We start from the raw sequence: 15,819 nt of genomic DNA on the forward strand, positions 1-15,819 counted from the left end.
CTTTTTCCATTTCAGACTTATACATTTCTATCGTGTTGTCCAGAATTTTCATCATCTCCTCACAAACCAATAGACTAATCTATCTTTCCAAACCAATCCAGCACTTCCACCTTCTCCAGGTTTTCGTCAGAATGCTCTATCTCCCTTGAATATCTGTATGCCAGTTCTATGAGGTCATCCATGGAAATCTGCTCTCCATTTTTCAGCCATCTGGCCATGAGCAGCATATAAAGCTCAACAGCATGTCCTACGCAGGCCTCCACTTTGCCGATGATGTTGTCGTCGTACACGGCTCCCAGAAGATATATCGAGATGAAGTATACTACGATCTGCTCTAGCACAATCTCCATAGAAGGCAGTATTTCACCGACAGATGCATCGCAGAAATCAGAGTTCAGATCGCGCATGCCTTGATCATCAGCATTTACATTCTCTTCTGAAGCATTGCTGTCCGCAGCCCGCTCATCTGCCATATCCTGACACGCAGAATGCCTGCGCCACCATGCCTCAAACCTTCTCCTGTTCTCCGCAAATGTTTCCGCGCCATCGCTGAACAGAAGACTCTGTGACTCTATGAGCACATCCTCCCAGTCGTCGTACAAAAGCTCCAGCTCACCCCGAAGAAAGCCAAACTGTCTCTGTAACAGGACATATTCATCATCTGAAAAGACTTCATTATTGATCTCCGTATTAGAATGCTCCGGGCAAGATTCTAATTTCCTGCAAATCTCCGGCTTATCCTGCTCTCCGCAGTCATCCCACATGACAAGGTCGCCCTCATCATAGTGTCTCTGTGCCGACGCGCCAATCTGTAGAACTCTCCTGACACGATCACGGATATCTGTATTTCTGTCCTGAATGATCTTCAGAATCTCCTCCCTTATATCCTCAAGATTCGAGTACAGGAAATAATCAAAATCGTCGAACACCTCATCCTCGTCATCCTCCTCGGTCACAAATGTCACCTTGCCCGTGATGTTCATCAGCATCCGTGCCACCTCCGGGCACGACAGAGACAGCGAGATCTCACGGACATTTTCAAATTCCTCCGTATGTCTCGGATACTCCCTGCATGTAGTGCAGAGGCTGTCCTTGCCCATATGTATATACATATCACACAGCATGTCATCCCGCAGAAATGCACACTTTCCACTTCTGCCGTGTCTGAAAACGCCCTCTTTCCAGTTTACTTTCCGGTGAAGTTCCGGTCTGTAATCTCCATCATACTCCTGATACCTTTCAAGAGAATCGTCATCTATCACTATCTGCCATTTGCCGCAGCATGTGTCCGGGCATTTGTCCGCTATGCAGCTGAATTTCTTATAATAATCCGGGTATGTGTAAATCATATGTACTCCTTTATATATAATCATGCCATTATTCCATTCATCGGCTCTGCAGCACGATCACGAACTTGTTACCATCCTTTTGTGGAATAACACTTAACATTCCGCCCTGTTTTTCTATGATCTCCCTTGACAGATAAAGACCTATTCCAACGCCATCCTTGTCACCGGAATTTCTGCCACGGTAAAACCTCTCAAATATATGTGTACGCTCATCCTCTCCTATTGGTTCATTCTCATCTGTCACACTGATTTCAACCGTGAGCCCTAGTTTTCTGACCGACAGGACTATCTCACTTCCGGTTTTTCCGTATTTTATCGCATTATCCAAAAGATTGAAACACGCTTCCGCAGTCCATCTTCTGTCATGCTGTATATCACATTTCACCTGTTCATCATATCTGATAGTTATATCGGCGTTTTTCGCACTCACATATACATCTTTCACTGCCTGCAGCACAGTGTCATTTATACTCTGGCTTTTCACATCGAGATTGATAAGTCCGCTTTCCAGTCTGGATACCTTTATCATACTCTCCAAGAGAAATGACAAGCGCTCCACCGCCAGTTCAAGGACTTGCAAGTACTGAGTACGCTCATCATCACTTATATCCGGATTTTTCAGAAAATCCGTGTACATCCTCAGGTTCGATATTGGCGTCTTCAGTTGATGGGAAAGATCCGATACCAGCCCCTTAATCTTCTCATGCTCCAGCCTCTCTCTGGAATTCTGAAGCTTCAGCGCATCGATTATCTTGTCAACCTTGCTCTGCAGCCTTGATACCAGCGAGTCATCATTTTCCGGAAATACCTGCTGCCGTTTCAGCTCAGAGAGATTGTCCAGAAGATCCGACATAGCTGCCACGACCTCCGAAATAAAGTCATCATCCGCCTTCTGCAGCAACTTTATGACAACAAACATAACTACACCACACGCCAGTGCACCTATGGCCGCAAGTATTTTTCCTGAACATACATACTCAAATACTGCTAAAAACACAAACAAAAGAAGTGAGCATACATACAGCATCCTCACTCTCTTCGTATATTTACCATAGTTTTCAATATATTTATCCATATTATCTCTGTTATCTGCCCCTGCCTATGTCTCGCCAAATGTATATCCAATTTCAAACACCGTGATCACGTACTCCGGATTGCCGGCATCCTTTTCTATCTTCTGACGCAGTCTTCTGATATGCACATTCAGCGTGTTCTCATCCACATAATTTTCATTGTCATCCCAAATCTTCTGTATGATCATATCCCTTGTGAGAACGCGCCCCTTATTTTTTATCAGCAGTTCCAGTATCCTGTATTCCGTAACGGACAGCTTTACAGGTTCATCCGATATGTACACCTGCATCCGTTCAAAGTCAACACTCATATCTCCATAATGAAAACGTTCGCACTTTACCCCGTCCAGTGCATTTTCACTTCTTCGAAGGACTGCCTCTATCCGCTGATACAGAAGTTCCACGGAAAACGGCTTCGCTATATAGTCATCGCAGCCGGCCCGGAACCCCTCTATCATATCAGCCTCCGTATCTCTTGCCGTGAGGAAGATGATCGGGACTTTTGTACTTTTTCTCAGTTCTCTGCAATAGTCAAGACCTCTTCCATCTGGAAGGTTTCTGTCAAGCAATATCAGATCGAGGCCATGTTCCAAACAGCCATCCGCCTCCTTGCATGAGTACGCAGTTTCAACTTCGTATCCCCTCTTTTCAAGGAATAGCTTCACACCTCCACATATGATCACATCATCCTCCACGACCAAAATACGTTTCATACTTTCTCCTATCAATTACATGCTGATTCCATGTCATTTTCACGACTCCCGGTCTGCCAAATATCTATGATGCTTCTCTCAGCCGGCTTGTCACCGTATCTTTTGTCACAAGTCTGAACACCATCGCCGGAACCACAATGCATATAGCAAACAGCATAGCAGCTACTCCGGCAACAAGTGCATACGGATAATGAAACACTGCATAATCGGCTATATTCACACTTAGCCGGCCAGCTCCATACATCATAAGGCTTCCAAGTGTCACAATAAGTACTGTTGTTATAATACCATAAAACATGCCCTCGTACATAAGCATATTACGTATCTGCCTCTTTGTCATTCCAACGCTCTCAAGCACTGCCAGTTCCAGTTTTCTCGTATATACACCAGTGATCATGACATTGATATAATTCACCACTCCGATAAGTATCAATATGATCGACATTCCACCACCTATCACCTCAAGCGACAGCATAGACTTCTTGAATTCTGAGCCCTCCACCGACTTGATATCACTCCCGGCTATGACTGGATTTTCCTTTACGATGCGCTGTACATATGGTGTCACTTCTGATTCTTTTCCTTTCTCCGCATCCGCAATGATGCATGAGATCTCCGCATCCGGAAACAGATCATCCATCACCGCATCACTCACAAATATCGCCTCTGGAGCTCCACCAAGTGTCCAGTAATATCCGGCGGTGATTGCTGACTGCTCTGTTCTCATCATGGCTGCACCGACTGTGATCTGTCTCTTCCCGCCCGTCTGGTCATTTACAAGTGTCAGAGTCTTATCCGCCATCCGCTCCGACGCTGATATGGAATCTACATAACCTATCAGACATACCGCTCCTTTTTCGAATGCATCTATATCTATCTTCTGTCTGGCAGTTTTGTTGTAGAGCTTTATCATATCTGAATTGACCGATATCAGCGGTGCCCCATACTGTGCCTCACTGTTGGTCGTTGTCTCATAAAATGTCGCAAGAGATTCCGGGTCATCCTCGCTCTCAATAAACGGTGCATAAAGTTCAGCATCAAATGGCAGTTTTACCTTTGCGCTTCTGTTCACCTCTACAGTACCCATACCCGGAATGTTTCGCATCTGTTCCGCGATGTCTGCCATGGTCGCCTGAGGCTTATAGTTATCTGATTCTCCGCCGCCATATAGCACATAATCATTGTGAAGATAATGCTCTATATAACTGTCCACATCCATGCATGATATAAATGTATTCACACACAGAAATGTAACTGAACCCATGAATATCGATGCGAACACAAGTATACTTCTCTTTTTTTCACGAAACACATTCCTCCATGCCATCTTCCAGGGCCTTCCTCCACTGGTGGACTTATATCTTGTTCCTGATATATTTCCAGTATATTTCATTGCATCGATTGCAGATATCTTCCCGGCATATTTTGCCGGTTTCCTCGCACTTATAAATACAGTCGCAAATGCAAATACCACGGAGAATACATATATTCCCGGATTGAAACTGACCGCCGATGAAAGTGCAGCTTCCCTGTCTATCGACAGCATGTTCATAGCAAGAGGAACAACGCCAAACGACACCGCAGTTCCAAGGAGTACCCCTATCGGAATTCCTACACAAGCCAGATATAGGGCCTGTTTTTTCACTATCTTCTGTATCTGGGACATCGTAGCCCCGATGGTCTTGAGCATTCCATAGAATCTTATATCCTTTGTAACAGATATATACATTACATTATATATAAGAAGATATCCACTAAGGAGTATCATAAGAGCTATAATGCCTATACTTATAGCTATAAAAACACGGTTTGAACCATTTTCAGACTGAACATCATATTTCACGTCAAACTTCTGGTCCTGCCTCAAAGTAACATTCTTCTCAAGTTCATCTTGGAGTTTATCACCCTTGCCCTCCTTTGCGGAGATACTGACACGTCCATCTTTCTGCATATCTATTCCCTGGGAATCCACATATTTCTTTGACACCAGGCATACGCTGCTCTTGGCAAATCCTGTGTACCAGCCTGAGAGCACAAAATTTTTCCTCTCACCATCCATGACCAAAGTAACGTTCTGACCTACCTTTGGCGACGTGATACCCATATTGCCAAGTATCTGCTTTGTGAGCATTATCTCATTCTCATCCTTCGGATAACTGCCATTTATATCGGTTATGGCAGGTTTCAGATTCTCATTAAATTCCGTATCATCATCATACTGAAGCAGATAACTGTACTCGCCTGATTCCGTGCTTACCGTCTGTGCATCAATCTGTATTCCCGCCGCAAGAAGTGACGGACAGGACTTTATATCATTTATCTGACCTTCAGATGGATGCTCCATATATATAGAAGATCTTGTTCCCTGAAGTCTGAGCTGCATCTGGTTAAGATTTTTAGCTATGGAAAATCCCAATGTAAATACAGCCGTGAACATGAATGTTGTGAGAACGATCGCCAGAATAACAATTACATTTCGCACTTTATTCTGCTTCAACATTCGATGATATATCCTGCTCACTGCCGCCTGGTTATTGTTTCTAAGCATCCTTCTCACCCCCATTTGCCCCATCTGGTACTCCTGCTGAGAATATCCTGCCATCTTCGATCCGGATCATCTGGTCTGCCATGGTTGCTATCTCTTCATTATGAGTGATCATCACTATCGTCTGTGCAAATTCTTTACCAGTCAGCTTTAACAATGCAATGACATCCATACTGGTCTTGCTGTCCAGATTGCCTGTCGGCTCATCAGCCAATATGATAGAAGGTTTTGCTGCCAGCGCTCTGGCTATCGCAACCCTCTGCTGCTGGCCTCCTGACAGCTGGTTCGGCATGGAAAGTTTCTTTTCCGACAAGCCGAGCACATCCATAATTTTATCTACATACGCAGTGTCTATCTTCGTTCCATCCAGCTCGATCGGAAGCACTATATTCTCATACACATTTAATATTGGCACCAGATTGTAATTCTGGAAAACAAATCCTATCTTTCGTCTTCTGAATATCGTAAGTGCCTCATCGTCCATTTCAAAAATAGCTTTGCCGTCCAGTATAACATCTCCTGATGTTGGCCTGTCGAGACCCCCTAAGAGATTTAGAAGTGTTGACTTTCCACTTCCCGAACTGCCTATGATAGATACAAATTTTCCCTCTTCAATATCAAGTGACACATCTGTAAGCGCATGCACGACATTGTCTCCTGTTCCGTATGTCTTTGTAAGATTGTGGGTTGATAATATATTCATGATACCTCTTCCTTTTCATTTCTTTTTCATTTTCTGCCATTTCTTTGTCTGATCTACTTGATGGTTTTATTCTAACATCCACATCTTACAATCTTATTACGTTTAATATTAAGATTTAGTGGTCACTGCTTACATTATCAATATATTAAAAGACCCAGCCCCTGTTAATAAGAGACTGAGTCTTTGATTCCTATCCATTATTTATGTCTGTTTCTATACTTCGCCTACAAGTTGGCTGCCAGCACCTGTTCCATAACCTGCAGCACTCCCCGCTCCTCATTGGATGGGGCGCAAAATCTTGCAAACTTCTCCATGCCAGGCTGCGCATTTGCCACGATATAGCTGTAGTATACCGTCTTCAGCATCTCCGCATCGTTGAAGTTGTCTCCGAATGCCATCATCTCGCTGGTATCGATACCAAGAAGTTCTCCGATCTTTCTCATGGCCATTCCCTTATTGATACCTTTATTCATGATGTCGATCCATTCTCTTCCGCCCACAGTGACTGAGAAGTTATCTCCAAAACGTGGCGTATAGATCTCTTTGTACTTCACCGCAGCATCCTTATCCGGAGTAAATATCGTAAACTTATTGGCCTCGACGTCAAGGCTTCTCATATCATCAACAAACACAAGATTACTGAGAAATGCTTTGAAAAACTTCGCATACTTCTCATATTTTCTCAGGACATATGCTCCGGATAGAGCACACAGTACAGCAACACCATCCGTCTCGTCTTCCACAAAGCGTATCATACTCTGGTACTCTTCCACATCCATCAGGCTCTTGTATATGATCTTGCCGCAGTTAGAGATAGCCGCACCGTTATCACCGATGACCACCATCTTATCCATCTTGTCTCCGAACATGTCCCTCAGGGTGTACATCGGTCTTCCGCTGGCTACAACAAAACGAATCCCCTTCTCATCCAGCCTGTCAATGTAATCAAAGAAACCATCCGGGAGTTTCCCATTCTCCATAAGCAGTGTATGATCCATGTCGGATGCTATTAATTTTACGTTCTTCATGTCTTCTCTTCCTTGTATATTCTCTAATGTTATATTCTCTGATGTTATACTCTCTGATGTTATACTCTCTGGTGTTATATTTTCTGATGTCTATCAGGTAATATTATATATTAACCATGCATCTGTCAGCTTATACCTTGCCATGCATCCTATTTAAATAAGAGCGCACTATTCTTCTCCAGGTCATACTCTCTTGTATAACCGTCATCATCGTACAGCATATAACTGCTGTTCTTATAACCGATCAGCTGCATTGTAGTCTTGTCAATATCAGCAACGCACTCCGCCACATCCACGACAGGTATACATTTGCCACTTCTTACAAAAAGGATAACTTCATTCAAAGGTACCTCAACAAAGTGATGTCCCGCAGGCATCTCCGTCTGCGTGGCGCTGCCGTCTGCCGTAAATCTTACAAGCATCATATCCTCCGGCAGATACACATATCTTCCGATGGCATTCTGCGTGTAAACCGGTGCGATCATGATCTCATTTCCAAGCATGAGCTGATCCTCAACATGAGCCGCGATCCTATCATTCGGATATTCAAATGCCAGTGGCTTGAACATCATGTCGTCCGTCAAGGCCGCCTTCATGTACTCACTGTATATATATGGAAGCAATCGGTAACGGACACCGATCACATTCCTGAAATCTTCTATATGCTCAAACTGATAGCACTCCTGATTTCTTGTACCCTCACAAGAATGGTCACGCATGAGCGGAGTGAACACACCGAGTGCAAGCCATCTGAGCAGAAGGTCTCTGGTCGTGTTGCAGCCAAATCCACCGAGATCCGCACCCGTATACAGGAAACCGCACATATTCATGGACGGAAGCATCTTGATGTTGAGCAGGATGTGTGACCACCACGATTTGTTGTCACCCATCCAGACTCCGCCATAACGATGCATTCCGATATATGAAGAGCGTGAAAACAAAAGTCGTCTCTCATCCGGTGAGATCTCCCGAAGCGCCTCGCCTGCTGCCCTTGTCATGTTATATCCAAAGAGGTTGTGAACCTTGTCGTGACGCACCATCTCACCATCCACATTATGGTACATGGATTCGTAATCCTTCGGGTTGTTGGCAACGCCTGCTGCCATTCCCGAGATTCCCCATACATCATCCACGGTCTCGTCCTTATCAATGAATTTCTTCATCGCTTCCTTCAGCTCGCTCACGCCCTCCGGTGTGAAGAATATCGCCGGCTCATTCATGTCATTCCAAAAGCCCTCTATACCTGCATCTGTCAGGATCTTATATTTTGCACCGAACCAGCGTCTCGCCTCAGGGTTCAGCACATCAGGGAAATGCGTATATCCCGGCCATACCGCCGCAACGAAATCACTTCCATCTGCTCTCTTACAGAAGTAGTTATTTGCCACGCCCTCCTCATACACATCGTAACCTTCCTCAATCTTTACTCCGGCATCGATGATCGGGATCAGGCGTATATTATCCTTTTTCAGATTCTCCACATACTCCGAAAAATCGCCAAAGTCGTCATTTATGGTGAAATCCTTATAGCTGTCCATGTAATCTATATCCATGTAGACCATATCGATCGGAATGTGGTTCTCTCTGTATTTTCTCGCCACCGTCTCAAAGTCCTCCGGTGTCTTGTATCCCCAGCGGCTCTGTCCAAATCCAAATGCAAACTTTGGTGGTATATAGCTTCTGCCTATCATCTTTCTGAACTGCTTTGTGATATCATATGGGCTGTCACCTGTTATCACATAGATATCCAGATCTGCGCTGTCACAGAAAATGTGCAGCTCATCGCACTTCGTATATCCCACGTCAAATGTGATCGTGGATGGATAGTCAAAATACAGGCCAAATGTCTGCGCGCCCGAAACTATGATAAAGTTGTGCGCCGCATACAGTGAATATACATCCTCGTGATGATGAGGAATGTCCGTATTGTTGCTTATATACTTGTAGCCTCTCTTGTTGATACCACGGTTCGCCTCGCCAAGACCATACACTATATCACTGTCCTCAAGACCAAATGTGTACGAGAATCCGGCTGTTAAGTCTATATTGCCGTGATCTGGCTGTCCTTTTTCTGCTGCGATATCTACCACTACTGATTCTGTCTGAAATGGCTTTCCGTATGTATACTTCTTTATCATGCTGTCACCTCTATGCATCTCTCTTTTTTCTCCTGTATCTCTTTTTCTTTCTCCTGACCGTCTTGCCACGCTTTGCCGCCTGAGCCTTCCTGAACTCCTGTATCTGCTCTATCATAGCTGCATAATCCCTCTCGAACAGGATCTCACTTATCTCATGGTGCACGATCTCCGCCGGAAGTCTGTCCACTATAAGTGTCCTGACGAAATCCTTGCTCTTTCCTTTATACATCGGAAGGATGTAGGTCTCCTGGATATGTGCAAGCTCCGGTCTCCACAATATACGTATGGTACGAAGCAGATCAGCCCGTGGATTAGGCTGCATCTCCCTGACCACGTAGAAATCGATCTTGTGAGTCAGCTTGTCTGACACTCCATCCTCCAGGCCTTCTGCATCTGGCTTGCCACCTGTATCTGACTTGATGCCTGTATCATATTCTTCAACAGATATGATCCCCCAGTAGTCCGGCACATGCTCTGCCACATGACCTGCATGTGTGCTTCCCACCACGACGATATTCTGGTCAAAATACAGATCATAGTCTGCTACCTGACTCTCCAGCCGCGTGTATGTATCCGCATCACTTTTTATCTCGATTCCCACTATCTTGTCTGGAATGACCATTACCACATCCGCACGGGAGTTTCCGACGGTCTTCTCCTCAAGGATACGCACCTTGCCATATCGCTCCTCAAGGAAATCAAACAGGGGTTCTCGTATATCTTTATCTAATAACATTTTCCCTCCTGAAATCAATTGTTTTAAGTAATCTTTATATGTATTTTTGTCTGCAAAGTCAAGAATCTCCCGCTTTAGCTGAGAAAACCAGGGCAGACCGCTCATAAAGTGAGCTTTCCGCCCTGGTTTCTATGTGAACATAATATTATCAGCCCTTGTTCACAAGCTCTGTGAACTTCTTAAGCGCATCCTTCGCCTCTGGTGAAATGTTCCTTGGAACTGCAATTCTCACGGTCACATAGTGATCTCCATGGGTATTGCCACCCCTTGCCTGAACACCCTTGCCACGAAGCCTTATCTTGCTTCCCGACTGTGTACCAGGTACTATCTTGCACTTCACGTCGCCGAACATGGTGTGGACCAATATCTCTCCACCGAGAACTGCCGTGTCAAATGGCACAAGAGCCGTGGTGTATATATCCAGTCCTTTTCTCTCATAACCTGCCTTGTCTCTTACATTGACCTTCAGCAGCATATCTCCAGGCTGACCCTTGCCGGTTCCGGGATATCCCTTGCCAGCCAGTCTTATCACACCGCCGTTGTCTATCCCCGCCGGAATGTGTACAGTGAACTGGGAACTTCCTCCCCGTCCATCATTGAATGACAGAGTCTTGTCGCAACCATATACTGCATCATCAAAATCTACCGTGACACTTGCCTCCATATCTCTGCCCCGCGCATTGAAGCTTCCCTGACCGAATCCGCCAAATCCACCTCTCTGTGAGCGGCCACCGCCGCCAAAGAACGAGCCAAATATATCGCCAAACATATCACCGAAGTCTCCACCCTCAAAGTGGAAGCCTCCGCCTCCGAATGGATCACCACCGGCGGCTCCACCGGAGCCATCGAATGCAGCCATTCCAAATTGATCATACATCTTCCTCTTCTCGGCATCAGACAGTACCGCGTAGGCCTCAGAGGCCTCCTTAAACTTCTCTGCAGCCGTCGCATCGCCAGGATTCGTGTCCGGGTGGTATTTCTTCGCCAGGGTTCTATATGCTCTTTTTATCTCAGCGTCTGTGGCTGTCTTTGATACGCCGAGAACTTCATAATAATCTCTTTTTGAAGCCATGATTCCTACCTCCCGATAAGCCTATGTATAGTTTAACACTATCTGTCAAGTGATTCCATATTTTTAATGTTAAAATACACACATATTATCTGGCAATTTTTAGTCATTTTTTTATTTAATTAAAGTATAAAAAAAGCACCTCCACCGATGATTCCACCAGTGGAGATGCATTCGTATGGCTAATGCTATTATCCTACTGCTTTACGTTGAAAGCTTTGATTCCAGGATATACAGCTGAGTCGCCAAGCTGCTCTTCGATTCTGAGGAGCTGGTTGTACTTTGCAACTCTCTCTGATCTTGAAGGAGCACCTGTCTTGATCTGGCATGTGTTGAGTGCTACTGCGAGATCTGCGATAGTTGTATCCGCTGTCTCACCTGATCTGTGTGATGATATTGCTGTGTATCCAGCCTTATGAGCCATCTTGATAGCCTCAAGTGTCTCTGATACTGAGCCGATCTGGTTGAGCTTGATAAGGATACAGTTTGCGCATCCCATCTTGATACCCTTTGCAAGTCTCTCTGTATTTGTAACAAACAGATCATCACCGACAAGCTGTACCTTGTCGCCAAGTCTTGTTGTGAGCTTCTGCCATCCTTCCCAATCCTCCTCGTCGAGACCATCCTCAATTGAGATGATAGGATACTTCTCAACAAGCTTTGCCCAGTGCTCGATGAGCTGCTCTGCTGTATACTCTGTTCCAGCCTTTGGAAGCTTGTACCAGCCCTTTCCCTTTTCGCTCTTCCATTCTGATGAAGCAGCATCCATAGCGATCTTGAAGTCCTTACCTGGCTCATACCCAGCCTTCTTTACAGCCTCGAGAATTGTCTCGATAGCCTCCTCGTCAGACTTAAGTGCCGGGGCAAATCCACCCTCATCACCTACTGATGTAGCAAGGCCTCTCTCCTTGAGGATTCCTGCAAGTGCGTGGAATACCTCTGCACACCATCTCAGACACTCCTTGAATGATGGAGCGCCAACTGGCATGATCATGAACTCCTGAACGTCAAGTCCTGATGACAGAGCATGACATCCACCGTTTACGATGTTCATCATTGGAACTGGAAGCTTGTTTCCTGAGATTCCACCGAGGAATCTATAAAGAGGAATGTCAAGTGAGATTGAAGCTGCTCTTGCTGCTGCGATTGAAACTGCAAGGACAGCATTTGCTCCAAGGTTTGACTTGTCCTTTGTTCCATCAGCCTTGATCATTGCTGCATCAACTGCATATATATCAGACGCATCCATTCCTGTAAGTACGTCATTTATAGTAGTATTTATATTCTCTACTGCTTTCTGAACACCCTTGCCGAGGTATCTTGACTTGTCTCCATCACGAAGCTCAAGTGCCTCAAACTCACCTGTGGAAGCTCCACTTGGCGCCGCACCACGGCCTACTGTTCCATCTGCCAGATACACCTCCGCCTCAACTGTTGGATTCCCTCTTGAATCAAGGATCTCTCTTCCTATTACCTTTTCGATCTCAAGATAATTCATCATTTTTATATTTCTCCTTTCTTGTATCGCCCCCTCCCTTACGGTCGGCGGCAGTTCGTCGGTGCATTCCGATATGTGCCCACAGGGCACATGGCACCTCCTCTTTCGCGCGAGTATAACCCCTGCTGTCCCTCCGATTCAGCAGTTTACAGAGGGTACAGGAGCTCACATGATCTACGATGTTAGTTTAAGCTAACTTATGTTTAAAATCAACATAAGTAGTTGCTCATATTTTATCATTTAGCATTTTTCGTCATTATCCAAGTGCCACATCCAGCACCATCATAAGAGCGAAGCCCACCGCCGCACCGATGGTTCCTATATTGGTATGCTCGCCCGCCTGAGACTCAGGTATCAGCTCCTCTATGACCACATAGAGCATGGCTCCCGCCGCAAATGCAAGGAAATACGGAAGAAGTGGTGTGACCTGGACAGCCAGCAGTGCTGTGAGGAAACCTCCGACCGGCTCCACAGCTCCGGACAGCATTCCATACAGAAATGCCTTCTTCTTGCTCATGCCCTCGCCAACAAGCGGCATGGACACAATTGCACCCTCCGGGAAGTTCTGTATAGCGATTCCTATGGAAAGTGCAAATGCACCTGTGATGGACACGCCCATATTGCCCATGGCTGCGCCGGCGTACACAACGCCCACTGCCATGCCCTCGGGGATATTGTGGAGCGTGACTGCAAATATCATCATGGTCGTCTTCTGAAGCTTTGACCTGACGCCCTCCGGTTTGTCACTTTCCAGATGAAGGTGAGGTATCACCGTGTCAAGAACAAGCAGGAATATGATTCCAAGAGCAAATCCGATAAGTGCCGGCAGCCACGCTATCTTTCCCTGTGCCTCCGCCATGTCTATGGACGGAATGAGCAGTGACCATATGGACGCCGCGATCATGACCCCCGCCGCAAACCCGAGCAGAGCCTTCTCCACAAGCGGGGATATCTTATCTTTCATAAAGAAAACCATGGCCGCTCCCAATGTTGTTCCGGCAAATGGTATAAATAATGTTATGAACTCTGACATTTCATCACCTCTTTATAATATGTATTCTGTCTATACTATATTCGTATAACCTCTTCATTAGTTCATCTTTCTTTTTAAATTGCGACTACAATTTAATTGAACAAGTTCACTTTGTCAACACAAGTTTTTGCATATGATAGAAGTTATCAATACCGGGCCAAAATGCTTCACATTTCGACAATTTAAGTGCTATAATACCAAGGGTTATGCTATAATAGGCATGGTTATACCAGCTTGGATATATTTGTATGCAAATGGAGATAAATATGAAGAGAACAGAACTAATGATCTGAGTATTTTTTATTTGACATAATTATTTATAGAAAGCATAATAAGTGATACATTTAGTCGTACGGATCATAAGTCCGTACAAATACAATAAAAGACACATTCCAAGGGGAAAAGTATGAAAGAGAATTTACAATTTACAGCTTTATTGGATATTTTAAGCGGGCAGGATCTTATAACTGAATATTCGGAGGATTGCAAAGACATCACTCCTTCCCATATAACCATCAATTCCAAGGATGTGGTCCCAGGTACATTCTTCGTGTGCAAGGGTGCCTCATTTAAGGAGGATTACCTGAAATCAGCCATCGCACAGGGCGCCATCGTATATTTGTCACAGCAAAAGTACGACGACGTGGACATTCCTTATATTATTGTAAATGATATAAGAAAGGCCATGGCTCTTGCTGCCAGATGGTTCTTCGGCAATCCAGGCGATAACATGGTCAAGGTCGGGATCACCGGAACAAAGGGAAAGACCACAGTTACATTTGTCATGAAGGATATACTGGACAAATACACCGACAACAGATGCTCAGCATTCTCAACCCATGAGATTGATGTTGGAACAAAGGTTTTTGAGACCACTCTCACCACACCTGAGCCTATTGAACTCCAGACATACTTCGACATGGCTGTAGATGAAGGCTGTACACACTGTATAATGGAAGTTTCTTCCCAGGCCATGAAGATGAACCGTATCTACGGAGAGCACTACAAGGTCGGAGTATTTACCAATATCGACTACGATCACATCAGCCCGACAGAGCACGCCTCCATGGAGGACTATCTCGGATGCAAGGTATCCTTCCTGAAGCAGTGCGACAACGTTGTACTGTACAGTGACACAAGATATTTTGAGACTATATATAATGAAGTAAGGGACAAGCACGTTGTTGTATACGGAAGCAAGGAATCAATTGAAAAGCTCATGTCAAGGGATGACGATTTCTTTGAAAAGGACACTGAATTCGCCAGCATCCACAATGAAGATCTCACAGACCATAACAGCTACTTTGAGCTTATATACGGAGGAGAGAACAGAGCATACAACACCAACCTGATTGGTGATTACAATGTTGAAAATATTGTTGCCGCCATCATCTCCTCTCTTCTCATCGGCATTCCAAATGATCAGATCAGAAGCAGCATCAGAGATGTATATGTTCCGGGAAGACTACAGGTATATCACTGGAAGGATCGCACATTTATGATCGACTACGCACACAACTATATAAGCATGTACAGACTGTATGAGATGGTTAAAAAGACCATGAAGCCAAAGTCTATAACCGTTGTATTCGGCTGTGGCGGTGAGCGTTACAAGAAGCGCCGTGAGGATATGGGAAGACTTGCTGAGCAGTATGCCGACAAGGTTGTTCTCACCATGGAGGATCCGGGCTTTGAGTCCTGTGAGGAGATCTGCAAGGAGATCAAGCAGTACATCACAAAGCCTTGCTATATAATCGTTGACAGGGAGCAGGCTCTCACAAGAGCCCTCGATGAGGCTCAGCCTGGCGAGCTTGTCATCACGACTGGAAAGGGTATTGAGAGTACCCAGAGAATCAACGGAACTTTTGTGCAGTGTCACTCTGATGCGCAGGTCATCGAGCACTGGCTGACAGAGCATCCGGAGAAGTAAGGGA

Annotated in this window: 12 protein-coding genes; 1 reads left to right on the forward strand and 11 read right to left on the reverse strand. The window is 45.1% G+C overall.

The annotated features are described in order from the left end of the window. Positions 1–74: 74 nt before the first annotated feature. From fliB to DWW70_RS09365, 11 genes are all read right to left on the reverse strand, one after another. Positions 75–1,349: a flagellin lysine-N-methylase gene (fliB, locus tag DWW70_RS09315; RefSeq protein WP_118649717.1), complete on the reverse strand. Its 1,275-nt coding sequence runs from the start codon at positions 1,347–1,349 to the stop codon at positions 75–77. A 37-nt stretch (positions 1,350–1,386) separates the two neighbouring features. Continuing rightward, complete coding sequence (locus tag DWW70_RS09320) at positions 1,387–2,424, reverse strand: sensor histidine kinase (RefSeq protein WP_118649718.1); 1,038 nt, start codon at positions 2,422–2,424, stop codon at positions 1,387–1,389. Between the two features lie 24 nt (positions 2,425–2,448). Continuing rightward, a complete protein-coding gene (locus DWW70_RS09325) occupies positions 2,449–3,135 on the reverse strand; it encodes a response regulator transcription factor (protein WP_118649719.1) in 687 nt (228 codons plus the stop codon). A 64-nt stretch (positions 3,136–3,199) separates the two neighbouring features. After that, positions 3,200–5,683, reverse strand: coding sequence for an ABC transporter permease (locus tag DWW70_RS09330; protein WP_243017704.1), 2,484 nt, complete (start codon positions 5,681–5,683; stop codon positions 3,200–3,202). Continuing rightward, positions 5,676–6,383 carry an ABC transporter ATP-binding protein gene (locus tag DWW70_RS09335; protein ID WP_118649720.1) on the reverse strand — a complete coding sequence of 236 codons (708 nt, stop codon included), beginning with the start codon at positions 6,381–6,383 and terminating at the stop codon, positions 5,676–5,678. Before DWW70_RS09335 ends, DWW70_RS09330 begins: the two co-directional genes overlap by 8 nt. A 224-nt stretch (positions 6,384–6,607) precedes the next feature. After that, on the reverse strand, positions 6,608–7,411 hold the full coding sequence (locus tag DWW70_RS09340) for an HAD family hydrolase (protein ID WP_118649721.1): 804 nt from the start codon (positions 7,409–7,411) through the stop codon (positions 6,608–6,610). Between the two features lie 149 nt (positions 7,412–7,560). Then, positions 7,561–9,549, reverse strand: coding sequence for a glycoside hydrolase family 31 protein (locus DWW70_RS09345; protein WP_118649826.1), 1,989 nt, complete (start codon positions 9,547–9,549; stop codon positions 7,561–7,563). Positions 9,550–9,559: 10 nt separating this feature from the next. Then, positions 9,560–10,285, reverse strand: coding sequence for a sce7726 family protein (locus DWW70_RS09350; protein ID WP_118649722.1), 726 nt, complete (start codon positions 10,283–10,285; stop codon positions 9,560–9,562). A 148-nt stretch (positions 10,286–10,433) separates the two neighbouring features. Continuing rightward, a complete protein-coding gene (locus DWW70_RS09355; protein WP_117550783.1) occupies positions 10,434–11,357 on the reverse strand; it encodes a DnaJ C-terminal domain-containing protein in 924 nt (307 codons plus the stop codon). Positions 11,358–11,550: 193 nt separating this feature from the next. Further along, a complete protein-coding gene (gene eno / locus DWW70_RS09360; RefSeq protein ID WP_118649827.1) occupies positions 11,551–12,852 on the reverse strand; it encodes a phosphopyruvate hydratase in 1,302 nt (433 codons plus the stop codon). A 256-nt stretch (positions 12,853–13,108) separates the two neighbouring features. Then, complete coding sequence (locus tag DWW70_RS09365) at positions 13,109–13,885, reverse strand: ZIP family metal transporter (RefSeq protein WP_118649723.1); 777 nt, start codon at positions 13,883–13,885, stop codon at positions 13,109–13,111. Positions 13,886–14,291: 406 nt separating this feature from the next. Here DWW70_RS09365 and DWW70_RS09370 point away from each other — a divergent pair, with 406 nt between their 5' ends. Beyond that, complete coding sequence (locus DWW70_RS09370) at positions 14,292–15,815, forward strand: Mur ligase family protein (protein ID WP_118649724.1); 1,524 nt, start codon at positions 14,292–14,294, stop codon at positions 15,813–15,815. The last annotated feature ends 4 nt before the right edge of the window (positions 15,816–15,819 follow it).

Origin of the sequence: Coprococcus sp. AF16-5, from assembly GCF_003479365.1 — a bacterium.
GTDB lineage: Bacteria > Bacillota > Clostridia > Lachnospirales > Lachnospiraceae > Coprococcus > Coprococcus aceti.